Here is a 24,086-nt window from a genome sequence, read left to right on the forward strand (position 1 = left end):
TGAGCAAACCATACGCTAGGGAGCGACGCCGATTCCGGACTTTGACGCCATCATTATCGGCGCGGGCATGTCGGGGCTGTACCAGCTCTACCGGCTGCGCGAGCAGGGTTTTCGCGTGCGCGTGTTCGAAGCCGGCACCGATGCCGGCGGCACCTGGTACTGGAACCGCTATCCCGGCGCGCGCTTCGATTCCGAGAGCTATTCCTATGGCTACTCGTTCTCGAAGGAGTTGCTGGAGGAATGGGACTGGTCGGAGCATTTTGCCGGCCAGCCGGAGACGCTGCGCTATCTCAATTATGTCGCCGACAAGTTCGACCTGCGTCGCGATATCCAGTTTCGGAGCCGGGTCACGGCGGCTACTTACGACGAAGACACGCGGAGCTGGACCATTACGCTGGAGGACGGCAGCCGGTTCGACGCGCACTTCCTGATCACCGCGATCGGGCCGTTGTCGACGCCTACCCTGCCGCGGATCGAGGGCCGCGAGGATTTCAAGGGCGCATCCTTTCATACCGCGCGGTGGCCGAAAGAACCGGTGGACTTTACCGGCAAGCGCGTCGCCGTGATCGGCACCGGCGCGACCGGCGTGCAGACCATTCAGACCATTGCCGGCTCGGTCGGCCATCTCACCGTATTCCAGCGCACGCCGAACTGGTGCGCGCCGCTGCATAACGGCAAGATCGATGCGGAGACGCAAGAGAAGATCAAGGCCGGCTATCCCGAGATCTTCGCCCGTTGCCAGGAAACCTTCGCCTGCTTCCTGCACACGCCGGACCCGCGCGGCGCGTTCGAGGTGTCGGACGAGGAACGCGAGGCGTTCTATGAAAAGCTCTATGGCGAGCGCGGCTTCGGCATCTGGCAAGGCAACTTTCGCGACATACTGATCGACCGCAAGGCGAACGCCACGATCTCCGATTTCGTCGCGCGCAAGATCCGGCAGCGCGTGAAGAATCAGGCGGTCGCGGAAAAGCTGGTTCCGAAAAATCACGGCTTCGGTACGCGACGCTTGCCGCTCGAGACCTTCTATTACGAGGTCTACAACCAGGACAATGTCGAATTGGTCGACATCAACGAGACGCCGATCGAGCGGATCACGCCTGAGGGTATCAGGACAAGCGAACGGGATTACGAATTCGACATCATCATCTATGCGACCGGTTTCGATGCCATCACCGGCAGTTTCGACAAGATCGATTTTCGCGGGGTTGGCGGCGCGCGGTTGAAAGACAAGTGGCGACAAGGCCCGGAGACCTATCTCGGCATCATGGTGCATGAATTTCCGAACATGCTGATGCTGATGGGGCCGCACACCGCGCTCGGCAACATCCCGCGCAGCATCGAATACAGCGTCGACTGGGTCACCGGCCTGCTCCTGTTCGCGATGAAAGAGGGACTGACGCGGCTGGAGGCGACGCCGGAGGGCGTGAAATCCTGGACCGATCACGTCAAGGCGCTCGGCGAGGGATTGCTGTCCAACGAGGTCAATTCCTGGATGACCGGCATCAATTCCAACGTCGAAGGCAAACAGAGGCGCATCGTCGCCCGCTACAGCGGCAGCGCGCCGGCTTATCGTGCGCGGTGCGATGCGGTAGCGGCGAAGGGATATGATGAGTTGAGGCTGGGGTAGATCGTAGTGTGTGAGGCCTTCCGCACTCCGTGACTGTCATCCCCCGCGCATGCGGGGGATCCAGTACGCTGCGGCCTATCGGTTCCATCACTGGCGTCTCTGGAATACTGGGCCACCCGGTCAAGCCGGGCGATGACGGTCTCGTAGGATGGGTGGAGCGAAGCGATACCCATCAATGCCGGTGCACGTGATGATGGGTTTCGCTTCGCTCTACCCATCCTACGCGGACTCCTCGCAATGACGACTGAATATAACTTCGCATTCTCGCGGCGCATTGCGTCCGAGGTTTGCTCTCAACTTCCCGCCCTCTTGTTCGGAGGGCGCAGGGAAGACCGGGTGCGCGCCGCACCCGCGGTCTCGTGTGCCATTGCGCATAAAGAATACGCACACGAGCATACAGGTACAGCGGGAGCATCCCGGCCTTCCCTGCGCAATGGCTTTACGGCTTACTTCGTGCTCTTCCCGGAGAACGGCTCTTTTGCCTCCGTCGCCCCCGAGAAGCTTCGCTTCTTAAGGACTTAACGCCAGCACCGCGACGCCAGAACCACACGACTTCGCCGTACGCTCCCGTCTTCGCCAAGAGGCTTCGCCGGGTTTGGTACCGGTCCGCCGAAGCTTTAGCGAAGGCGGATCCTGCGCGTACGTCTAGCGCGCCGTCAGCGTCCATCGCATCTCACCGCACGTTCGTGACGATGGCCAACGCCCCTCATCTGCCGTGAGACGGGCGGAGTTATGCGACTGATTTGGGTGAGAACGAAAGCAGAATATTTTTGAAAAGGGAGCTGGACAGGTTTTGGTGATTTGCCCGTCGGGCAGTCACATACAAGATCACATACGCTGCAATTGTAGGGTGGGCAAAGCCAACGGGTCGCGCGAATGCGCGCCCGATGACAGGCTCCGCGTGCCCACCATCGCGAAATGCGCTCGAGGATAGATGGTGGGCACGGCGCGAATGCGCCTTTGCCCATCCACGAAGCCGTCATTCCGGGGCTCGCGAAGCGAGAATCCGGAATCCATTTAGCCGCACGTTGCGTCGCGAGATGGATTCCGGGTTCGCGCTGCGCGCGCCCCGGAATGACATGCCGCTACCACGCATCGATACACGGCCGCTTCTTGGTCGCGCGTGCGTCCGGCTTTGGCACCGAGCGCAGGCCGGACATGATCCAGTGCCGCGTGTCGGCGGGATCGATAACTTCGTCGATCTCGAGCACCGAGGCGATCGAGACCGCCTTGCCGTTGGCGTAGAGTTCGGCGACCTTGGCCTTGTAATAGTCCTCGCGCTCGACCGGGTCTTCGATTGCTTCCATCTCCTTGCGGAAACCGAGACGGACATAGCCTTCCAGCCCCATGCCACCGAACTCGCCGGTCGGCCAGGCCACCGTGAAGAACGAGGCGTGGAAGCCACCGCCGATCATCGATTGCGCGCCGAGACCATAGCCCTTGCGCAGGACGATGCCGAATAGCGGCACGGTAAGGCTCGCGCCGGTCACGAACATGCGCGCGACATGGCGCACGATCGCGGTTTTCTCCGCTTCGGGGCCGACCATGAAGCCCGGCGTATCGCAGAGCGATATAATGGGAATGTCGAAGGCGTCGCAGAGCTGCACGAAGCGCGCCGCCTTGTCGCCAGCCGGCGCATCGATCGCGCCGCCGAGATGCTTTGGGTTGTTGGCGATCAGGCCGAACGGCTTTCCCTCGATACGGATAAAGGCGGTGATCATGCCGACGCCGAAATCCCGGCGGATCTCGAGCACCGATCCTTCATCAGCGAGAAGATCGATAACAGTTCGAATGTCATAGACCCGCAGCCGGTTCTCCGGAATCGCCCGCCGCAGCAGGCGCTGGTCCGGCGCTTTCCAGTCGGCGACCGCGCCCTGGAAGTAGGACAGGTATTTCTGCGCCGCGGATGTCGCCTCCGCTTCATCCTCGACGAGGATGTCGATCACGCCGTTCGGCGACTGGAACGACACCGGACCTACTTCAGCAGGGTGATAGACGCCGAGCCCGCCGCCCTCGATCATCGCCGGTCCGCCCATGCCGATCGAGGCGTTCTTCGTGGCGATGATGACGTCGCAACAGCCGAGCATCGCGGCGTTACCGGCAAAGCAATAGCCGGAGACGACGCCGATCACGGGCACCAGCCCTGAGAGCTTTGCGAACTGCACGAAGGACGGCCCGTCGAGGCCGGTCATGCCGAGCCTGTCCGTATCGCCGGGCCGGCCGCCGCCGCCTTCGGCATAAAACACCAGCGGCAGCCGCCATTGCTCGGCCAGGCCCAGCATGCGGTCGATCTTCTTGTGGTTCATGTGGCCTTGCGTGCCGGCGAGCACGGTGTAATCGTAGGCGATCACCATGCAGCGGGCGGCGTCCACGCCGAATTTTTCCGCGTTCACGGTGGCGACGCCGGAGATCAGGCCGTCGGCCGGCGTGTTGCGGATCAGGTCATCGACCGTGCGCCGCCTTCGCTGGGCAGCGATGGCGAGCGAACCATATTCGACGAAGGAGCCTTCATCGACGAGGTGCGCGATGTTCTCGCGCGCCGTGCGCTGGTTGGTCTTGCGCCGTCGTTCGACCGAGGCCGGCCGGCTTTCATCCAGCGTGATGGCGTGGCGTTCGATCAGTTCGGCGAGATCGGGGCGGATGTGGTCGAGATCGATATCCTCTTCCTCAGCCATATCATGGGCGTCTAGTTCGGCCGGTTCGAGGTAGAGGATCGGCTCATCCTGCATCAGCGTCACGCCGGAGCCCGCTGCGATCTGCGTCACCCGGCCGCCATGCGGCGCCGTGACCAGATGCTCCATCTTCATGGATTCGAGCACGGCAATCTGCTGGCCGGCGCGAACGAGGTCTCCCTCCTCGACGTCTATCGCGACGATCGTGCCTTGCAGCGGCGCCGGCACCGCGACCGAACCTGCCGGGCCGGTTGCCGATGCCGCGACCGCGATCGCGAGCGTCTCGTCATCGGCGGCGCTGCCGGATTCGACCAGTTCCGTCTCCGCCGTCATGTTGGTTTCGCCAACCAGATCGGCAACATGCTTGTCGATAAAACCGGTGCTGAGACGGTTCTCGACGAAATCCGGATGCGCCAAAATCGCCGCGAGGAAGGAAACGTTGGTGGCGACACCGCCGATGCGAAATTCACGCAGCGTCCGCGAGGCCTTATGCACGACGTCGGTCCAGTTACCGCCCGGCGAATGCACGATGACCTTCGCAAGCAGCGAGTCGAAGGCGGCGCTGGTCCGGTAGCCCGAATAGCCGAACGTATCGACGCGCACGCCGGGGCCGGACGGCAGGTCGAACACGGCCAGTGTGCCGCCGGTCGGCCTGGTGGCGCCGGTCTCGTCCATTACCTCCATGTTGACCCGGAGCTGGATCGCAAAGCCGCGGGGCCTCGGGATATACCCCTGCGCAAGCCCGAGCGAGCCCAGCGTCGCGCCGGCCGCGACCGCAAGCTGCGACTGTACGAGATCGAGGCCGAGCACCTCCTCGGTAACGGTATGCTCCACCTGCAGCCGCGGATTGACCTCGATGAAGGCAAACGCCTTGTCGCTGGTCCTGGCGTCGTTATCGACGAGGAATTCGAAAGTGCCGAGATTGTCGTAGTTCGCGGCGGCGGCAAGTTCCTTGGCGGCGTCGATGATACGCGAGCGCAAGGCGTCGTTCAGCGACGGGCTTGGCGCGACCTCGATGAGTTTCTGGTTGCGGCGCTGGATCGTGCATTCGCGCTCCCACAGATGGCTGATCGCGCCGTGGTGGTCGCAGATGACCTGCACCTCGATGTGGCGGGCATTGCGAATCAGGCGCTCGACATAGACGCCATCGCTGCCGAAGGCCGCCATCGCCTCGGATTGGCAGCGCGCATAGGCCTCCTCCAGCCTGCCCGCGTCATCGACGATGCGCATGCCGCGGCCGCCGCCGCCGGCGATGGCCTTGATCATGATGGCGCCGCCTGCGCCGAGCGATTCAAGGAAGGCCCTGGCCTCATCGAGGCTGGTCGGCCCGCTGGTGCCCTCGATAACTGGCACGCCGCATTTTCTTGCCAGCGCCTTGGCCTGCGCCTTGTCGCCGAACAGATCGAGCGCTTCCGGCGACGGGCCGACGAAGACGATGCTTTCCTCGATACAGCGGCGGGCGAGCGCGGCATTCTCGCTGAGGAAGCCATAGCCGGGATGCACGGCGTCGCATTCGGTCGCCTTGGCGGCTGCGATCACCGCCTCGATATCGAGATAGGCCCGCGCGCCGCGCCCGGGGATTTCAAAGGCGGCGTCGGCGGCGCGGACATGCAGCGATTGCGCGTCGTCGGCGGAGTACATTGCGACCGTCGCAAGGCCAGCATCGCCCGCGGCGCGCGCGATGCGGATGGCGATCTCGCCGCGGTTGGCAATCAGCAATTTATGGAAGGACATGAACGGTTCCGTCTGGACAGCAGAGCGAAATGATGCGGCGATCGGCTCACCTCGCCCCGCTTGCTTCCCATACCCCAATCAGCAGCGCGAGGCGGCTACCGGCAGTTTCTTGTTTACTCGACATGAACCGTTGCCGAGATTCTGCGCAAGTGGAATTTCGTTCCACATGACGGAATTCACACAGCAAACTGAGGCGCTTAGCGATCTACCGGCAATCAAGCTGGGCTTCGAACCAGCCCTGCAGCGACGCTGCGAGCGGCGGCCAGGCCCGCTGAAAGGCCGAGAGTTGTCTTGCATTGGCGCGATAGATTCCGCGCAGCTCCCGCTCGATCGCGGGGAGATCTACACCGGTGCAACGGCCTTCGCTGACGATCAGCCGCCCGTCAACCACGACGTCGCGCAAGAAAGACGCGTTGCCGCGCGCGAACAGGAGATCGATGGGGCCGACCGGCATGATCCGGTCGCGGTCCAGCCGATCGAGATCGATGGTGACGAAATCGGCCGGAGCGCCTGATATGAGCGCGCCCGTTCCCGGCGCGCCGGTCGCCTTGCGGCCATTGGCGATCGCGAGCGCGAGGAATTCGGAAGCTGTCCAGGTTCGCTCAAAGCCAAGGCCGCCGTGCATCATCTGCACCAGCCGCATCTCGCGCAGCACGTCGTCGTCTTCGTCGAGCGCGAGACCATCGACGCCGACCGCGATGGCGCAGCCACAGCGGTGCGCCGCGGCAATCGGGGCAAGGCCCGAGCGCAGGTGCAAGTTGGAGGAGAAGTTGGTGACGATACGCGCGCCTGATACGGCGATCATCTCGATCTCGTCAGGCCGGGCGTGGATGCAATGCGCCAGCGTCAGCCGCTCCGACAGGAAGCCGATATCGCGGAGATAACGAACGACGCCATCCGGAAAATGCTGGTCTGCCCAGGTGCGCTGATAGATTGTCTCGAGGAGATGCATGTGGATGCGTCGCCCGGTGTGGGCCGAATTCTCCGCCACCGCCTCAAGCAGCGGTCTTGAGCACCATTGCACGCCCGCGGGGCCAAGCTGCACATCGACCTTGGGACCTGCGATGGCCGAGGCGATGGCATCCGTGAGTTCGATATAGGCCTTTGGCGACATCGGCTCGCGGACGAACAGTTCCTCAACGGCCTTGCGATCGTCGCTTGAGAGCTGCGACAGCACCGGTTCGCCGTCGCCATAGACGACCGGGTTCTGGTCGCGCACCGCGAGCGCAAACGCGATGCGGATGCCGACGTCGGACGCCGCCCGCGCAATCGCCTTTGCCTCCTCGACCAGCGGCATGGTGCCGCTTGGCCGGGTGTAGTGCACCATCATCGCAGCGCAGCCCGCCCTCGCCGACCGCGCCAGCGCGGACGCCGCCGTCAGATAGGGATCGACCGGCGTGCCGAGCGCAGAGCGCAGGATCCAGCTTTCCAGTGGCATGCCGAGCGCGCCGAACGAGGACGCGGTCGGCCGCGCGTGATCGTGGGCGTTGACGAAGGCCGGCAGCACGAGGGAGCGCGGGCTTGTGGCGGGCAGCGCGGCCTCGGAGGTCGACGTGATGACACCGTTGTCGTGCCGCAGCACGACGTTTTCGAGCAAGCCGCGATCAGGGCCGGAGAATAGGCTGTGTGCAGAGACTTCGGTAATCATAAGAGCGCGCCCTCTCCAGTTCGTCATTCCGGGGCGATGCAAAGCATCGAACCCGGAATCTCGAGATTCCGGGTCTGGTGCTGCGCACCATCCCGGAATGACGGTGCTCGCTCACATCCTCAATTCGCCGTATACACCAGCTCCCGCTCCGCGCGCGGCGGCAGGAACTCGCGGGAGAAAATTTCCGCAGGCGCCGGCGCGCGGGCGAGCTGGTAGCCTTCGACGATGATGCCGATGGCGCGGGCCATGCGGTCGTCCTTGACGTCGCCGACGCCGATCTCCTTCATCTCGGGCGAGACGATCAGCTTGTCGAAGGAAAACTGCAGGCGGCGCTTCTCGACCTCGGCGTTGATCAGGTTGTCGTAGTTCAGCGCGGCCTTCATCCCGGCATTCTGGTCCTTGGCGATCGCGATCACGGCCTTGTTGACGGCGCGGACGAGGCCGGCGACGGCCTTCGGATTGGACGCCAGCAGCTTGCGCGACACCATCATGCCGTTGGAATAGAGATCGAGGCCGTAATCGCCGAACGAGAACCACCTGTAGTCCTTGTCGGGATCCTGGCGGTTCAGCACCAGGTTGAAGTAGCTCGTAATATTGAACACGAGAGCCGCGTCGATATCGCCCTTGATCAGCATCGGCTCCTGCAAGTTCGGCGCCATGTTGGAGATCTTGATCTTCTCGCCCTCGAGCTTGTTCTTGTTGGCAAACACCGGCAACAACCGCGTCGTCGGCGTGCCCTGCGCGCCGCCAAGCGTGCGGCCCTCAAAGTCCTTGATGGTGTTGATGCCGCTGGTCTTCTTGGTGACGATGGCGAACGGCGGCTGGTTCCAGATCATGTAGACCATCACCGGCGCGTCCTGCGGCTTGGTCGAGGCGTTCTGGATGATGGCGTTGACGTCGCCGAAGCCGGCGTCATAGGCGCCCGACATGATGCGCGTCACCGTCGCGCCGGAGCCCTCGCCCTGGTCGATCACCACATTGAGGCCCTCTTCCTTGAAGAAGCCCTTGTCCTTGGCGTAGAAGAACGCGGCGTCGGACCCTTGCGTCTTCCAGCCCAGCGTGAACTTGATCGTGGTTTCCTGGGCGCTGGCGGAACCGGCAAACAGGGCAACTCCCAACAGCGCGGCGCTTACTCTGGCTAACATTGTGGTCTCCTCGACAAGGGTTGGATGGCGGTTGGCGAAAACTTTCAAGTCGCGATCATGTCGTTCTTGCGGGTGGCCCAGCCGGTGACGCGCCCCTCGATTACCGAGAAGATCACGTAGAGCGCGACGCCGAGGCCGGCGAGCACGAACAGGCCGGCGAACACCAGCGGCACGTTGAAATTCGAGGACGCGGTCATCATGACGTTGCCGATGCCGCGGTTCGAGGCGACGGTCTCCGACAGCACCGCGCCGACGAAGGCGTAGGAGATCGCGACCTTCAGCGACGCAAAGAAGAACGGCATGGTGCGGGGCAAGCCGACGTTCCAGAGGATGTCGAACTTGCTGGCGCCAAGTGCTTTCAGCACGTCTTCGAGTTCGGGTTCTGTCGTCGCCAATCCCGTCGCAATATTGACCACGATCGGGAAGAAGCAGATAGAGAGTGCCGTCAGCACCGCCGGCACCGAGCCGGAGCCGAACCACAGCACGAAGATCGGCACCACGGCGACTTTCGGGATCGAGGAAAATCCAACGAGCAGCGGATAAGCCGTATCGTAAGCGGTTTTCGAGACGCCGATCACCGCGCCCAGCACAACGCCGAGACCGACGCCAAGGACAAACCCGATCATCGTCGTCGCCAGCGTCTGCAGAATGTGCGGCCAGAGGATGGGGAATTTCTCGACCAGCGTGACGAATACCTGCGAGGGACGCGGCAGCACCAGGTCGGACATGCCTGATATCAGGCAGAACAATTCCCAGGCGACAAAGAACAGCACGATCAGTGCCGCCGACCAGGCCTTTTGGCGGTAATCGAGCTCGGGCATGTCAGGCCGCTCCCCGTGCTGAGGCGGTGCGCGCATCGACGATGAAGGCACGCAGCTTTTGGTTCAGCGCCACGAAATCCGGCTCGAAGGTCATGGCCACCGTGCGTGGGCGGGCGAAGTCGACGCGGCTGTCGTCGAGGATGCGGCCCGGACGCGCGCTCATCACGCAGATGCGACTGCCGAGAAAGGCAGCCTCGCGCAGGTCATGCGTCACCAGGAGCACGGTCGGCTTGTGCGCGATCCAGAGGTCCTGCAGGATCGACCACAGCTCTTCGCGCGTGAACTGGTCGAGCGCGCCGAAGGGCTCGTCGAGCAGCAGCATGCGCGGCTCGTGGATCAGCGCGCGGCACAGATTGGCGCGCTGAAGCATGCCGCCGGAGAGTTGCCAGGGGTAGCGGTTGCCGAACCCCTTGAGGCCGACCTGCTCCAGAAGCGCATTGGCCTTGTCGCGGAATTCGGTCTTGCGCAGCTTTCGGAATTGCGAGCGAAACGGCTCGACGATCTTGAGCGGCAGCATGATGTTCCGCTCGATCGACATCCACGGCAGCATGGTCGGATTCTGGAACGCCATGCCGACGCGCAACGCGCGCGCCGCCACCTCGCGGCCGCCGACGATGACGACGCCCGATGTCGGCTGCACCAGGCCGCTCACCAGCCGCAGGATGGTCGACTTGCCGCAGCCGGACGGCCCGACCAGCGCGACGAACTCGCCATCGGCAATCCGCAAGCTTGTCGTGGAGAGGGCCGGCACCGCCCGGGCGCCGCGGCCGAAGGTGACGGAAGCCTCCGACAGTTCGATCGCGATCGGAGCGGCGGAGCCCGAAACCGGTGTGCCCTGAAATTCGGAATCTGGTTGCATGCGCATCATGGCTGTAAGTGCATGCAAGCCGGATGCCAGCCAAACTTGCCTTTAAAATCAAGGAGCCCGGATTTTGCCGCCCGATCCGGCGGACTCCTTTTGTGCAGTTTGACCCACAAGGTGCATGCAATTGAGGCGCACAATCAGTCGGCAATTGTGATAAGAGGACCCATTCGAAGCACCCGCCAGGATTCGCCGATGGCGCCCCGCCCCGCCAGCAAGACTGCTGTCCCATCCGACAAGGTCGGCGTGATCTGCCGCGCGCTGCGCCGCGCCATTATCGAGCAGGCGCTGGCGCCCGGCGCAAAGCTGCCGGAGGATTCGCTCGGCGAGCGGTTCGGCGTCAGCCGCACCATTGCGCGACATGCGCTGGGCCAATTGGCCGCAGAAGGTCTCGTCGAACTGCGCCGCAACCGGATTGCGGTGGTAGCGACGCCGAGCTGGCAGGAGGCGCGCGATGCCTTTGATATCCGGATCGAACTCGAGCGCCTGGTGGTGCGGCAACTCGCCGGCAAGCTGACCAAGAGCCAGGTTGCCGAGCTGAACGCCCATGTCGATGCCGAGGACCGCGCGCGCGACGGCTCGGATGCGGTGTCGATCCGCCTCGCGACGGAATTCCACATCCTGCTCGCCAACATGACGAACAGCCCGATCCTGGTGCGTTACGTCAGCGAAGTCGCCTATCGCTGCTGCCTGACGCTATCGCTCTACAGCCGTCCGCATTCGTCGGAATGCGCGATCAACGAGCACCGCGCGATCATCGCCGCGCTGGTCAAGGGCGACGAGGCCAAGGTGATGAGCCTGATGCACAGCCACCTGGATTCCGTGGCCAGCCGCGCGCTGGTGGCCCCCGCCCCGCCGCGCGGCCGCGATTTGCTGGATATTCTGGCGCCCTATGCCGAGGAAGGCGAAAGCGAGCGCGTGGTGAAGATGCCGAAGGTGGTCAGGGCGAGGTAAGACCGCTACGCCTCAATCCCCATCTGCACCAGAATCCGCTCGGCGCTGTCGTTCCAGACGTCCATCTTCACGATCTGCCCGCCCCTGACCACGAAACGATCGACATAGCGATTGCCTTCGAACGGCGTGCCATCGAGCCATTCACCGTAGAGCGTGCCGATGCTGTAGACGACGGTCTCCTCGGCGCCCGGACAGACGTCGAAGCGGTCCATCTTCTTCTTGACCCAGCGATAGCGTCGCGCGTTGAAGCCGGTCGGCCCGCGCGGATGATCGAACTCGCGGCCACCGGTGAAGGTGATGATCGTGCCCGGCTTCATGTAGGCCGCGGCCGCATCGGGATCCGGGATCATCGATGCCGTGAGATAGGCTTTGACCACCTCGGCGTCGGACATTCCCTTCACTTCGGCTTTCGCGGCGACAGACATGGCGGCTTCTCCTGATGCCGGGGATACTACAGTCCAGCCCACAAACTGCATGCACATATTTTGAACAATTCAGCCTTCCGATTGCACACAATCTGGAGGTGCCCGGCGCCCCCGCTTCCGATAGGTTGAGACCTTCTCCAGCCCGACGCCTGATGAACACCAAAACCGCCTTTGACCTAATCTTCCGCAACGCCAGGACGCGAACCTCGGCGACGCCTGTCGATATCGGCATCGCCGGCGGGCGTATCGTGGCCATCGAACCCCGGCTTGCCTGCGAAGCGGCCGAGATCGAGGTCGGCGGCAGATTGGCCCTGCCCGGCTTCGTCGACACCCACATCCATCTCGACAAGGCCTGCCTGCTCGGCCGCTGCGCGCACAACCACGGCAGCGTCACCGAAGCCATCGCCGCGGTCGCCGCGATGAAGCGCGATTTCACGGTGGAAGACGTCTACGGCCGCGGCGCGCGCGTGATCGAGCGCGCCATCGTGCATGGCACCATGCGGATGCGTACCCATGTCGAAATCGATCCGCGGATCGGCTTGCGCGGCTTTGAGGCGGTGAAAGCGCTGAAGCGCGATTATCCCTGGGCGCTCGATCTTTCGATCTGCGTGTTTCCGCAGGAGGGCCTGACCAACGATCCCGGCGCCGAGGAGCTGCTCATTGCGGCCTTGCGCGACGGCGGCGAAGTGATCGGTGGCTGCCCCTATATGGACACCGATCCGAACGCGCATCTCGAAAAAATTTTCGACCTGGCGCAGCAATTCGATGTCGACGTCGACCTGCACCTCGACTTCGATCTCGATCCGTCCTGGTGGCATCTCGACGAGGTCTGCCGGCAGACCGAGCGGCGCAACTATCAGGGCCGCGTCGCGATCGGTCACGCCACCAAATTATCGGCGCTGCCGCCGGACCGGCTGAAGCCGGCCACCGCGCGGCTGGCCAAATCCGGCGTCGCCGTCACCGTGCTGCCCGCGACCGATCTCTATCTGATGGGTCGCGACGCCACGCACAACGCTCCGCGCGGGCTGACGGTGGCGCACAAGTTGGTTGCAGATGGCGTTCTCTGTTCGGTCGCGACCAACAATGTGCTCAACCCCTTCACGCCATTCGGCGACGCCTCGCTGCTGAGGATGGCGAATTTCTACGCCAATGTCGCGCAAGCAGGCGTCAGCGATTTCGACGCCTGCCTCGATCTCGTGACCGAGCTGCCGGCGCGGCTGATGAACCTGCGGGGCTACGGCATCGCGGTGGGCAATCCGGCGGACCTGATCATTCTCGATACCGACAGCGGGACGAACGCGATTGCGGAATTGCCTGATGTGCTGATGGGATTCAAGAGCGGGCGGCAGGTGTTCGAGCGGCAGAGGCCGACGTTGTTTCCGCCACGAGCTTAGCTTTCCGCACCGTCGGTGGCTTCATCCTTCGAGACGCGGCGCGAGCGCCGCTCCTCAGGATGAGGTCTAAAATCTCGCCGGTGAAAAGAATTTTAGACCCTCATGGTGAGGAGCGCGGCGAAGCCGCGCGTCTCGAACCACGAGGCCACGGCGCGCCGGATAAGCACGATCTGCATTGACGGTCTGCGCTGCCCTGCAATTGACCTCCCCGTCGATCCATTGTTGTTATCAGCCAACAACAACAAGCCCGGGGCAGGAAATCATGAAAAAAGCCACCACCGTTAGAAGCGTCGAAACGCTGGCCTGCGACGCCGGATGGCGGAACTACCACTTCGTCAAGATCATGACCGAGGACGGCATCGTCGGCTGGAGCGAGTACGACGAGGGTTTTGGGGCGCCCGGCGTGACGGCGGCGATCGAACGGCTTGGCGCGCGGGTCATCGGCAAGAACGCGTTCCAGCACGAGCGGATCTACGCCGAACTGTTCGCCGCGACGCGCCCGGCCGCCGGCGGCGTGGTGGCGCTGGCGCTTGGGGCTCTCGAGAACGCGCTGCTCGACGTCAAGGCCAAGGCGCTCGGCGTGCCCTGCTACGAACTGCTCGGCGGCAAGATCCGCGACCGCATCCGGGTCTACTGGTCGCACTGCGCGACCTGGCGCATCAACCATCCCGACTGGTTCAAGCCGGCGATTACCGATCTCGACGGCGTCAAATCAATCGGCCGCGAGGTACGCGAAAAAGGCTTTACGGCGATGAAGACCAACATCTTCGTCTACACCGACGGCAAGCCGCAGGGCTGGCGGCCGGGCTTTGGTTCGCCGTTCGAACCCGAGATCAACGTCGATCGCAAGGTGCTGCGCAATCTTTGCATGCATCTGGAGGCAATCCGCGACGGCGCCGGCCCCGATGTCGATCTGCTGCTCGACCTCAACTTCAATGCCAAGACCGAGGGCTACCTCAAGATACTGCGCGCCATCAAGGACATGGACCTGTTCTGGGTGGAGATCGACACCTTCAACCCGCAGGCGCTGGGCTACATCCGCCGCCAGAGCCCGCATCCGGTGTCATCCTGCGAGACGCTCTTGGGCCTGCGCGAGTTCCTGCCCTATTTCAACGAGCAGGCGATGGATGTCGCGATCATCGACACGCCATGGAACGGGGTCTGGCAATCGATGAAGATCGCCGCGGCCGCCGAGCATTTCGAGGTGAACGTCGCCCCGCATAATTTCTACGGCCATCTCTGCACGATGCAGAACGCGCATTTTTCCGCCGCGGTGCCGAATTTACGCATCATGGAAACCGACATCGATCGCCTCGCGTGGGACCATGAATTGTTTACCCACGTGCCCGAGATCGTCGACGGCCACCTGGTGATGCCGGACCGCCCCGGCTGGGGCACCGAGCCCAACGAGGAAGGCCTGCGCGCCCATCCGCCGAAGAGCAAGGGCGGGCTGTTGAACTACGGGCAGAGGAAGTAGCGGTTTCGTAGGGTGGGCAAAGCCACCGGGTCGCGCGAATGCGCGCCCGATGACAGGCTCCGCGTGCCAACCATCTCTCCGACCGTGCAAATTGAATGGTGGGCACGACGCTTCGCGCCTTTGCCCACCCTACATTCTGTCACTTATCGCCCGGTGCGCCCAGGAACGCGCTCTCGATCACATCGCCGATCGGCTGCCACGCGCTGCCGTCGAACTGCACCAGCCGCATCTGCTCGATCGGGTGGAAGTCGGCCGGTCCGGTGTTGATCGCTATTCCCGGAAATGCGACCGTGCTCTGGTAATTCCTTAAGGACGCCGCCTGCCGCATGATGTTCTCGCGCGACAGGTCGTCGCCGCACTGGGTCAACACCTGGACCAGCGTTTCGGCCGCGGCGTAGCCGAAGATGGCGTAGCCATCCTCCTTGTCTCCATCCGGATAATACTTGTCCATGAACGCAAGCCACGCCTTGATGGCAGGATCGTCCTTCCAGGTGGCGTCGCCGGCATCCTTCAGGTATGAGGTGGAGATCACGCCGATGGAATTCTGAAGCCCCGCCGGTCGCAGCGCGTTCGCAATCGACGCCGCCGCATTGACCAGCAACAACACCGGATGCCACCCCAGTTCAGCCGCCTTACGGATCGCACGCGCCGCGATCGGCGGCGCACAATTGAGCACGAGCACTTCAGCGCCGGAGTTCTTCAGGATATCAACCTGCGTATCGATCGACATGTCCGCATCGACGGCAATGTCGGCAACGATCATGTTGGCGGTGATGCCGAGCCCCTCCTGCAATCCCCGGAACAGATCGCGGCCGAACTGATCGTTCTGCCAGAGCACGGCGATCTTCCGGCTCGGATAGGCGGCTTGAATGTAGTTGGCATAGATCCGGCCCTCGGAGCGGAAGGTCGGCTGCCAGCCCATCGTCCAGGGAAACCGCTTCGGATGCGCCCACTCCTCGTCGCCGGAGGCGACGAAGAGCTGCGGGATGCTTCGCTCGTTGAGATAGCTTCGCGTCGCCAGATTGGCCGGCGTGCCGAACGACCCGAACATCAGGTGCACACGCTCCTGTTCGACCAGCTCGCTTGTATGCTCGACCGCCGTTCTCGGATTTGAGCTGTCGTCGCGGGAGATGAACCTGATCTTGCGCCCGTTAATGCCGCCGCGTTCGTTGATCATATCGAAATACGCGGCCTCGGCGCGTCCGATCGAGGCGAACGCGGCCAGCGGGCCGGTGTAGGGCATGATGTTGCCGATGCGGATCTCGGTATCGGTCACGCCGGCGGCACGGGTCGGCGGCGGGGCGGCCCAAATCGGTGCCAGCAACAATGCAACGAAGAAGGCTGGTGGCAGCCATTTTATTCTTGTTGTCATCGACGCAGCCTCGAACGCGAGCTGTTCAGAGCTCGTGACGCCACCCAGCGATGGCGATGATAGCGCGAGAGATCAGGTTGTTAAAATGAAATGTGGGCTGCGTAGGGCGCTGCAGTAGCGCACGCCGCCAGTCTTCATAAAATGAGACGTTGCGGTTTCGATGTCTTTGATGTCCGATATACCTCAACCGAGACGCGAACTCGAACATCGCTGGAGTTCCATCTAAGCTGTGTGTGGCAAGGAGGTCGAGGCATGAGGATAGCGATAGTAGCTTTGGGAGCGGCCCTGGTCCTGTGTAACCTCGGCACGTTTGGTACCGCAGCGCATGCGCAGACGGCCCAAGTCGTTCGTGAACCACGGGAAAGGCCTATCGTCAGGGTGCCCATCGTAAGGCCAACTCCCTACTGGGATTACAATATCGTTCCACGATATCGTTATCGCCCTGAGGACGACCGGGTCGATCCGTGCGGCGAGCCCGTGGTGCCGGTGATACGCGAGGGGCCTCAAGAGGCAACGGTTCCGTTGTGGCTGGCGAACGAATTGGGTCTTGGCCGTATACATGGTCGAGATTGGCCGTGTAGGGGCCGCAATCGGTAAATGCACCGATTTGAGCAGCAACGTTGCCCGCATGAGCGAAGCGACATGCGGGACAACGGCCGACCCCGGATATCGCTTCGCTCATCCGGGCTACGTATCTACGTGTCCGCGTAGCGCGATATCCAGCCAGCCCAGGGCGTTCACCGTCACGCGGTCCCCCGTGTCGACCAGCACCGTCGTGGTCTCTGCCTCGATGATGGCCGGTCCGGCCAAAGTGTGGCCGGGCTGCAGGTCGTCGAGCGCGTAGACCGGGACTTCGCGCCAGCCGCCGAAGAAAGCTTGCCGCTGGCTGCGTGGTGCGCAGGCGGCTGATGACGCTGCGGGCCTTGTATCGGAATCAAGTCGCGCGACTTCACCGATCGCGGCCACCCGCGCGTTGACGAACACGACTTCCTGGCCGCGCGAGGCGTAGGTGTAGAGCTCCTCGTGCCTGATATGGAAACGATCTTCGATCTGGTCCACGAGATCGGCGGCGTTCCAGTCGAGGCCATCGAGCGAGACGTCGATCTCAAAGATCTGCTCGCCGTAGCGCATTTCGGCGGAGCGCTCGATTGCAATCGGGCCATTGAACCACGAGCGCAGGCGGCCGGCAGCCTGCTGCTCCAGCCCGGCAAAGAGGTCGCGCACCTCATCGGCCGTGATGCGCGTGCCGGCGCCATAATGCGTGCGGCTGACTTCGTAGCGGAGATCGCTGGTCAGCATGCCCCAGGCCGACAGCACGGACGCCACCGTCGGCACGATGATGCGCTTGATCTCGAGCTCGCGCGCGACCTCCGCCGCGTGCAGGCCCGCCGCGCCGCCGAAACTCAATAGCGCAAACTTTCGCGGATCGACGCCGCGGCGCAGCGTCATCAGGCGGATGCCGTCGGCCATGTTCAGATTGATCATGCGGTAGATGCCGGCGGCGGCATCGACGCGCGACAGCTCCATCGCAGCGGCGATGCGATCAACTGCAGCTTCCGAGGCGGCACGGTCGAGCGGGCGCTTGCCGCCCATGAAGGCTGTGGCATCGAGATAGCCGAGCACGACATTGGCGTCGGTCACAGTGGCGGCCTCGCCGCCATTGCCGTAACAGGCCGGACCCGGTACCGAGCCCGCGCTTTCGGGCCCGACCCGCAGCGTGCGGCTGGCATCGACGCTCGCGATCGAGCCGCCGCCGGCGGCGATGCTCGCGATATCGAGGCTGCGCAGCGCGATGCGCTGGCCGGCCAGCATGCCGTCGGCCGAGAGCGAGACCTGTCCCCCAGAAATCAGCGAGATATCGGTCGAGGTGCCGCCCATGTCGAACGGCACCAGATCGGGAATGCCGACCAAGTCGGAACAGCGCCGTCCGCCGGACATGCCGCCCGCGGGGCCTGACAGCACCGTGCCCGCGGCAAGGCGCGAAGCTTCCTCGACCGGCGCCATGCCGCCATGCGACAGCACGACGAAGAGACTGCCCTTGAAGCCGGCCTCGCCGAGCCGCGCTTCGAGATTGGTCAGATAGCGCCGCACGATCGGCTCGACATAGGCGTTCACGATCGTGGTCGAGACGCGTTCATATTCCTTGATCTGCGGCAGCACGTCGCTGGAGCGCGAGATGCTGATGTCCGGCAGCGCCTGCTTCAGCCGCTCGACGGCGGCGAGTTCGTGAACCGGGTTGAGATAGGAATGCAGAAAGCATACCGCGACCGAGGTCGCGCCCGATCGCCTGATGCCGGCAATGGCATTGTCGAGCGACTTTAGGTCGAGCGGAATAAGGACACCGCCGTCGGCCTTGAGCCGCTCCTTGACACCGAAACGCAAATCGCGCGGCACCAGCGGCGCCGGCGGCGGTGAGCGCAAATCGTAGCGGTCGGGTTTCAGGCCTTCGCGCATCTCGATGACGTCGCGATGACCTTCGGTGGTGATCAGCGCCACTTTTGCGCCCTTGCGCTCCAGCAGCGCATTGGTCGCGACCGTCGTGCCGTGCACGAGGCGATCGGTCGCCGCGAGCATGTCCGCGCGCGTGACGTTGAGCCGCCGCGCCAATTCTTCCAGCCCCGCCATCACGCCGATCGATTGATCAGCCGGCGTCGATGGCGATTTCGCAAACACGGTGCGGCCGGTCTCGTCAGTCGCCACGAGATCGGTGTAGGTCCCGCCGACGTCAATGCCTATCCTGAACATCATGAAGACGCCTGCTCCGTCGCGACTTCGGTCAGGCCCTGCTCGCGGTCGCGCTGACGCGCTTCAGCCGATCGTTTCGCAGGCGACCCCCAGCCGCCGCCGCCGGAGGAACGGATTTCGAGGCAATCGCCGGGGCGCAGCTCGATACCGACTTCCTTGGTGCGCAGCACGCGCGGCTCGCGGCCTTCGGAGAGTAGACGATAGTGATGCGGCTTGCCGTCCTGCCCGCCGAGCATGCCGCAGGGACCGTGGCGCGCGCCGTCGCCGGCGGTGTTGCCCTTCGCAGACTTTTCCGTCTCCAGCACCAGATCGAGCGACACGCCGAGGCCGCCGCGATGCTGCCCGTCGCCGCCGGAGCCGGGGCGGAATTCATGCGTGCGAAAATGCAGGGGAAAGCGCACTTCGGCGACCTCCAGGCTGCCGAACTTCAACCCGCCGACCGAGTGCCACTCGCCGATCGACGACCAGCCATCGCCGCCGGATGACGCGCCGCCGCCGGGCCGCGCCTGAAACAGGTGCCAGATGAAATTCTTTCCCGTGCGCGGGTCTTCGCCCTGGATTGCGATGCGAAAGCGCCGGCTCCAGCCCGCCATTGCGCGTTCCGGACAGGATGCCGACAGGGCTTTCACGATGGCTTCGACGATTTCATTGGAGGGATGACTGGTGCACAGCGTCACCGGCCGGCCCGGATCGGCCCACACCACCGTGCCCTGCTTTGCAATTACCTTCAGCGGGCGCAGCGCGCCGGTGTTCTTCGGAATCTCGGCGTCGATCAGATAGGCAAACGCCATCGCCACCGCGGCCTGCATGTTGGCGTGCGAGGAATTCACAAAGCTGGTCGATTGCGGATCGGAGTCGGAGAGATCGACCTCGACGTCACTGCCATTCTTGGTCACCTTCGCCGCGATGCGGATGTCGCTGCAGCCATGGCCGTCATCGTCGAGAAACGCCTCGCCGTAAAACACGCCGTCCTTCCAGGTCGAGACCACCGCGCGGGTCTGCTGTTCGGTGGCATCGAGGATGGCTTCCACCGCGGCTTCGACCACCGGCGCACCGAACTCCGCAAACAATCGCGACAGCCGCCGCTCGCCGAGATGCGCCGCGCCGAGCATGGCCGCGAGATCGCCGCGGAATTCCCTGGGGTTGCGAATGTTCAGCGCCAGCAGGTCGAGCAGATCGTCGCGGAGCTTACCCGCTTCATAGAGCTTGATTGGCGGAACGCGCAGCCCCTCCTGATAGATCTCGGTCGCGGCAGGGTTATAGGCGCCATGGGTGGCGCCGCCGATGTCGCTCTGGTGTGCGCGCACGATGGTCCAGAGCAGCCGCCGCTCGCCGTCGAACACCGGCACGAAGGCGGTCAGATCAGGCAGATGGCTTCCGCCGTAATAGGGATCGTTGAGCAGGATCACGTCGCCGGGTTTAACGTCCTTGAAGCGCTCTTCGACCGCGAGCGTCGCCCATGGCAGCGCCCCGACATGAACCGGCAGGTGATCGGCCTGCGCGATCAGTCGCCCGCTCGTGTCGCAGATCGCGAGCGAAAAATCGCGGCTGGAATTGAGGATCTGCGAATAGGAGGTGCGAAGCATCGCCTCGCCCATCTCCTTCACGATCGAGCTGAGGCGGTGCTGGACGACAGAGCGCGTGATGGGATCGATCCTGGCGGACATGGTTACCCGTTGTCAGTTGTTCAGCATCAGAGTGTAGGATGGGTGGGGCCATTGCGAAACCCATCACAACACGGGAGGCTGGAATTGATGGGTATCGCGGAGTTTATCATCGGGCCGGCCAAAGGCCGCACCCGGTGGCTCCACCCATCCTACGTGTACAGCAAAAACACCACCGTCCCGACGATCAAGGCCGCCGCCATGAACAGCAGCACCGCGGGCAGGCCCAGCAGCGCCGCAACCACGCCGGTTGCCGATTGCATCAGCGCGACGCCGAGGAAGAACGCGAGGTTGACGGCGGAGAGCGCCTTGCCGGCGTTCTGTGCGCCCGCCAGTTGCCGCGTCATGCCGAACAGCAGCGGCTGTGCCGATATCGCGATGCCGATCATGACCAGCAGCACGCTGTCAAATCGCGGCGGGATCGCCGTCGTCCCGAACAGTTCCGAAAGCGGATAATGCGGCGCGCCCGCCGCCATCAGCGCGAGCAACACGGCTACGAAGCAATGGCTGGCAGCCAGGATCTCGCGGCGGTGGCCGATGTTGCGGTCGAGAATGCCGATCAGGACGGGACCAACGATCAACGCCAGCGTGAACAGGCCGAGCGCGTTGCCGGCCTCGATGCGGCCGAGCCCCTTGACCTCCATCAGCCACGGTCCGCCCCACAATCCGCGCAACACCAGCGAGGCCGCTAGCGAGACCAGCGACAGCGCGATCAGGCCGCGCAGTGGTCGCGACAGGCCGATGCGCAGCACCTCGGCCATTTGCCACAATGGCGAGGAGTCGTCGGCATGCGCGGCCGGTTGCTTCGGCACCAGCGCGAACACGGCCACCGCCACCACAGCTCCGAAGCCGGCGGAAATCCAGAATCCGGCACGCCATCCCCACTGCTCGACGACGAAGGCCAACGGGCTCGACGACAGCAGCATGCCGATATTGCCGATCGAGAGAATGATGCCGGACCACAGCCCGAAGCGCGCCGCCGACATCTGTTTCGCCGCCAGCGTCATCGGGCACATCAGCATGCCCGAGGTGGCGACCCCGAGCAGGAATTGGCCGAACAGAAAGCTCTCCGGCCCGGTGGCCAGACCCGACGCCAGCGCGCCGACGATGGTTCCCGCCAGCAGACCGAGCGACACCGGCCGCACGCCAAACCTATCCATCGCTGCGCCGACCGGAATCTGCGAAGCGGCAAAGGCGAAATGGTAGATCGAGGTCAGGCTCGCCAGCGTCTGCGAGGGCGTTCTGAAATCGGCCGCCATCACGTCGAGACTGATGGCCGGAATGGTTCGCAGCAGCGTCGACAGCATGTGACCACAGGCCAGCGCCAGCAGCGCAAAAATCAGTGCGCGGAAATTGACATCCGCACCGTCGGCCTTGCCGTCGTCCATGAGCCGTCTCGCCCCAAAACTGTTTCGGGGCGAGGTAGCACCAATATGTTGAGAACGCGAATCCGCCCGCTCGCAGCGATCAGTTCCTGTGGAACACCAGCGTTCGCAGTTCGATGCTCTCGCGCGGCGGCGCATCGGTCGGCGTGGTCGGATCGATGAAGGCGGTATGCGGCCCGAACCGTGTGCGGCCGTCGGTTGCGGAATCGTAGCATTTCAACAGCAACGCCTCGTCGGTCCGCATTTCCGGAATGTAGTACCAGCGATGGTTCGGATTGTATTTTACCGAATAGGTTTCGCCGCTGCGGTTCGGATAGATCAGGTCGGAAGCGACGAGATCGCCCGGCTCGACCGTCTGGCCGTCGCACATTGCCAGCGGCGCATCGAGCAACGGACCGCGGATCGGCCGCCAGACGTTGATGACCTGCACCCGTCCCTTCAGAAGCTCGTCAGCCTCATCCGGCAGATGTTCGCGCACGCGGTTGGCGCCTGATTTATCGGTCTGGTCGACATGGACGCGCGTAGCCGGCTGGCGTGGGCCAGCGGCCCTGATATCGGCGGCGCCTGCCACGCGCTTGCGCACCGTGTGGTCGAAGATGAAGACGCGGTCGGCTTTGAGCGTCGCCTTCAGGAAGGCTTCCACGGCGGGATAGTAGACGTTTTTCACTTCCTTATCGTCGTAGAAATTCCTGACGATGGTGGGATGGCGGACCAGCTCGAAACCTTCGCGGTCCAGCGAAAGGTTTGCCGCGATCAGGCGCGCGTCGAAGATCGGGACGTTGTGCGGTTCGGGCAGTGCGGTGGATTTGGCTTCGCCCGGCGGCAGATCGAACGCGTAGGTGCGGGGCTTTCCCGGCGTCGGCGCGAGATAGTTCAGCTCGGCGGTGACGAAGGGAAGCGATTCGAGTTTTGCTTGCTGCAGGCCCATGGTGGTCTCCTGGACTCCATTGTTGTTCTGCTTGATCTTGGCGCGGTCGCCGAGCCCCACAAGGCGCGCTGGAAAATAGCAACATTGCCGTTCCCGGTGGCGGCAAACGGGGAAAATCCTTGTCGAAAATGCCGGCCAACCCGGTGGTATTTTCCGGCACTCACGCGTTCGTCATCGCGCGAGGGCGCGCGTTGACGCTGCGATAAGGCACGGCAACAATGGGGGTCACTCGACCCGTTCCGGGTCAATTCACAGGCAGAACCACATGCAAGTCACGATGAAGGACAGAGTCACCGGCGGCAGCAAAGGGATTGGCCTCGCCGTCGCGCGGCGATTTGCCGCCTCCGGCGCCAAAGTAGCGATCCTCGCGCGCGGCGCAGCCGACCTCACGGCAGCGCGGGAGCAGCTTGCGAAGGACGGACTGGAGGTTCGCGATTACGTTTGCGACGTCTCGAAGGCGGAAGACATCGGCAATGCGCATGAAAGGATTGTCGCCGACCTCGGCCCGGCCGACGTCCTCATCAACAATGCAGGCACCGCGCGGACGATGGCGTTCGAGAACATCAGCGACGAAGCCTGGCAGGAAGACCTCGATCTCAAGCTATTCGCCGCGATCCGCTTCAGCCGGCTGGTCTGGCCGGGCATGAAGGCGCGCAAATGGGGCCGCATCATCAACGTGCTCAACACCTACGCCAAGGCGCCGGCTGCCTCCTCGGCGCCGACCTCGGTCTCAAGGGCGGCCGGCATGGCGCTGACCAAGGTGATGGCGAGCGAAGGCGGCGAGCACAACATCCTGGTGAACGCCATGCTGGTCGGCCTGATCATGAGCGATCAATGGGTCAAGCGCCACGCCGCGCAGGCACCCGATATGGATTTCGAGGTGTTTGCGAAAAACCTCGCCAAGGGCACGCCTTTGGGGCGCATCGGCACGGCGGAGGAATTCGCCAATTTGGCCTGCTTCCTCGCTTCCGATCAGGGCTCGTTCATCACCGGCACCGCCATCAATGTCGATGGCGGGCGGTCGCCGGTGGTATGAGGGATATCGCTTTTGCCGATCCGCCTCTCGTGTCCCGGACGCGGTGCAGCGTGCAACGCTGCTCCGCAGAGCCGGGACCTACGGTCGCATGGACCCCGGATCAGCAGCGCATCACGCCGCTAACGCGGCCTGCTGCGCTGCATCCGGGGAACGCGACCCGCAAACAAAAAGGCCCCCGTCGCCAGGGGCCTTTCCGC

16 protein-coding genes are annotated in these 24,086 nt (G+C 63.8%); 5 read left to right on the top strand and 11 right to left on the bottom strand.

From position 1 onward, the window contains the following. Positions 1-55 precede the first annotated feature (55 nt). Positions 56-1,627, top strand: coding sequence for a flavin-containing monooxygenase (locus LMTR3_RS31210; protein ID WP_502686687.1), 1,572 nt, complete (start codon positions 56-58; stop codon positions 1,625-1,627). Between the two features lie 1,085 nt (positions 1,628-2,712). Here LMTR3_RS31210 and LMTR3_RS31220 read toward each other — a convergent pair. The 5 genes from LMTR3_RS31220 to LMTR3_RS31240 all read right to left on the bottom strand — a co-directional run bounded on the left by LMTR3_RS31220 (position 2,713) and on the right by LMTR3_RS31240 (position 10,512). Continuing rightward, positions 2,713-6,033 (bottom strand): carboxyl transferase domain-containing protein, encoded by a 3,321-nt coding sequence (locus LMTR3_RS31220; RefSeq protein WP_065748797.1) that lies wholly within the window; start codon positions 6,031-6,033, stop codon positions 2,713-2,715. 205 nt (positions 6,034-6,238) lie between these two features. Then, entirely contained in the window at positions 6,239-7,681 is a 1,443-nt protein-coding gene (locus LMTR3_RS31225) for an amidohydrolase family protein (RefSeq protein WP_065748798.1), read from the bottom strand. A 119-nt stretch (positions 7,682-7,800) separates the two neighbouring features. Continuing rightward, positions 7,801-8,826 carry an ABC transporter substrate-binding protein gene (locus LMTR3_RS31230; protein ID WP_065748994.1) on the bottom strand — a complete coding sequence of 342 codons (1,026 nt, stop codon included), beginning with the start codon at positions 8,824-8,826 and terminating at the stop codon, positions 7,801-7,803. A gap of 44 nt (positions 8,827-8,870) precedes the next feature. Further along, positions 8,871-9,647 (bottom strand): ABC transporter permease, encoded by a 777-nt coding sequence (locus tag LMTR3_RS31235; protein ID WP_065748799.1) that lies wholly within the window; start codon positions 9,645-9,647, stop codon positions 8,871-8,873. A gap of 1 nt (position 9,648) precedes the next feature. Continuing rightward, positions 9,649-10,512, bottom strand: coding sequence for an ABC transporter ATP-binding protein (locus LMTR3_RS31240; protein WP_065748995.1), 864 nt, complete (start codon positions 10,510-10,512; stop codon positions 9,649-9,651). 192 nt (positions 10,513-10,704) lie between these two features. Here LMTR3_RS31240 and LMTR3_RS31245 point away from each other — a divergent pair, with 192 nt between their 5' ends. After that, entirely contained in the window at positions 10,705-11,463 is a 759-nt protein-coding gene (locus LMTR3_RS31245; RefSeq protein WP_065748800.1) for a GntR family transcriptional regulator, read from the top strand. 5 nt (positions 11,464-11,468) lie between these two features. Here LMTR3_RS31245 and LMTR3_RS31250 read toward each other — a convergent pair whose 3' ends face one another. Then, entirely contained in the window at positions 11,469-11,888 is a 420-nt protein-coding gene (locus LMTR3_RS31250; protein ID WP_065748801.1) for a nuclear transport factor 2-like protein, read from the bottom strand. A gap of 152 nt (positions 11,889-12,040) precedes the next feature. Here LMTR3_RS31250 and LMTR3_RS31255 point away from each other — a divergent pair, with 152 nt between their 5' ends. After that, on the top strand, positions 12,041-13,282 hold the full coding sequence (locus LMTR3_RS31255) for an amidohydrolase family protein (RefSeq protein ID WP_065748802.1): 1,242 nt from the start codon (positions 12,041-12,043) through the stop codon (positions 13,280-13,282). Between the two features lie 262 nt (positions 13,283-13,544). Further along, complete coding sequence (locus LMTR3_RS31260; RefSeq protein WP_065748803.1) at positions 13,545-14,759, top strand: mandelate racemase/muconate lactonizing enzyme family protein; 1,215 nt, start codon at positions 13,545-13,547, stop codon at positions 14,757-14,759. 139 nt (positions 14,760-14,898) lie between these two features. On the opposite strand, the gene LMTR3_RS31265 is transcribed toward LMTR3_RS31260, so the two are convergent. From LMTR3_RS31265 to LMTR3_RS31285, 5 genes are all read right to left on the bottom strand, one after another. Then, positions 14,899-16,131 (bottom strand): ABC transporter substrate-binding protein, encoded by a 1,233-nt coding sequence (locus tag LMTR3_RS31265; protein WP_065748804.1) that lies wholly within the window; start codon positions 16,129-16,131, stop codon positions 14,899-14,901. A 687-nt stretch (positions 16,132-16,818) separates the two neighbouring features. After that, on the bottom strand, positions 16,819-18,879 hold the full coding sequence (locus LMTR3_RS31270) for a hydantoinase/oxoprolinase family protein (RefSeq protein WP_245320061.1): 2,061 nt from the start codon (positions 18,877-18,879) through the stop codon (positions 16,819-16,821). Continuing rightward, positions 18,876-20,543, bottom strand: a complete 1,668-nt coding sequence (locus LMTR3_RS31275; RefSeq protein WP_065748806.1) for a hydantoinase B/oxoprolinase family protein — start codon at positions 20,541-20,543, stop codon at positions 18,876-18,878. The genes LMTR3_RS31270 and LMTR3_RS31275 overlap by 4 nt, the downstream gene beginning before the upstream one ends. A gap of 149 nt (positions 20,544-20,692) precedes the next feature. Continuing rightward, on the bottom strand, positions 20,693-21,928 hold the full coding sequence (locus LMTR3_RS31280; RefSeq protein WP_065748807.1) for an MFS transporter: 1,236 nt from the start codon (positions 21,926-21,928) through the stop codon (positions 20,693-20,695). Positions 21,929-22,007: 79 nt separating this feature from the next. Continuing rightward, complete coding sequence (locus tag LMTR3_RS31285; protein WP_065748996.1) at positions 22,008-22,853, bottom strand: CmcJ/NvfI family oxidoreductase; 846 nt, start codon at positions 22,851-22,853, stop codon at positions 22,008-22,010. 277 nt (positions 22,854-23,130) lie between these two features. Here LMTR3_RS31285 and LMTR3_RS31290 point away from each other — a divergent pair, with 277 nt between their 5' ends. After that, positions 23,131-23,889, top strand: coding sequence for an SDR family oxidoreductase (locus tag LMTR3_RS31290; protein ID WP_245320062.1), 759 nt, complete (start codon positions 23,131-23,133; stop codon positions 23,887-23,889). Positions 23,890-24,086 lie beyond the last annotated feature (197 nt).

The sequence above is a fragment of the Bradyrhizobium sp. LMTR 3 genome (assembly GCF_001693485.1).
Classification (GTDB): Bacteria; Pseudomonadota; Alphaproteobacteria; order Rhizobiales; family Xanthobacteraceae; genus Bradyrhizobium.

Bases quoted from the DNA above. Each gene is read 5' to 3' on its own strand.
- LMTR3_RS31225 (WP_065748798.1), bottom strand. From the start codon at position 7,681: ATGATTACCGAAGTCTCTGCACACAGCCTATTCTCCGGCCCTGATCGC.
- LMTR3_RS31275 (WP_065748806.1), bottom strand. From the start codon at position 20,543: ATGTCCGCCAGGATCGATCCCATCACGCGCTCTGTCGTCCAGCACCGC.
- LMTR3_RS31245 (WP_065748800.1), top strand. From the start codon at position 10,705: ATGGCGCCCCGCCCCGCCAGCAAGACTGCTGTCCCATCCGACAAGGTC.
- LMTR3_RS31220 (WP_065748797.1), bottom strand. From the start codon at position 6,033: ATGTCCTTCCATAAATTGCTGATTGCCAACCGCGGCGAGATCGCCATC.
- LMTR3_RS31280 (WP_065748807.1), bottom strand. From the start codon at position 21,928: ATGGACGACGGCAAGGCCGACGGTGCGGATGTCAATTTCCGCGCACTG.
- LMTR3_RS31230 (WP_065748994.1), bottom strand. From the start codon at position 8,826: ATGTTAGCCAGAGTAAGCGCCGCGCTGTTGGGAGTTGCCCTGTTTGCC.
- LMTR3_RS31290 (WP_245320062.1), top strand. From the start codon at position 23,131: ATGAAGGACAGAGTCACCGGCGGCAGCAAAGGGATTGGCCTCGCCGTC.
- LMTR3_RS31265 (WP_065748804.1), bottom strand. From the start codon at position 16,131: ATGACAACAAGAATAAAATGGCTGCCACCAGCCTTCTTCGTTGCATTG.
- LMTR3_RS31250 (WP_065748801.1), bottom strand. From the start codon at position 11,888: ATGTCTGTCGCCGCGAAAGCCGAAGTGAAGGGAATGTCCGACGCCGAG.
- LMTR3_RS31270 (WP_245320061.1), bottom strand. From the start codon at position 18,879: ATGATGTTCAGGATAGGCATTGACGTCGGCGGGACCTACACCGATCTC.
- LMTR3_RS31260 (WP_065748803.1), top strand. From the start codon at position 13,545: ATGAAAAAAGCCACCACCGTTAGAAGCGTCGAAACGCTGGCCTGCGAC.
- LMTR3_RS31240 (WP_065748995.1), bottom strand. From the start codon at position 10,512: ATGCGCATGCAACCAGATTCCGAATTTCAGGGCACACCGGTTTCGGGC.
- LMTR3_RS31285 (WP_065748996.1), bottom strand. From the start codon at position 22,853: ATGGGCCTGCAGCAAGCAAAACTCGAATCGCTTCCCTTCGTCACCGCC.
- LMTR3_RS31255 (WP_065748802.1), top strand. From the start codon at position 12,041: ATGAACACCAAAACCGCCTTTGACCTAATCTTCCGCAACGCCAGGACG.
- LMTR3_RS31235 (WP_065748799.1), bottom strand. From the start codon at position 9,647: ATGCCCGAGCTCGATTACCGCCAAAAGGCCTGGTCGGCGGCACTGATC.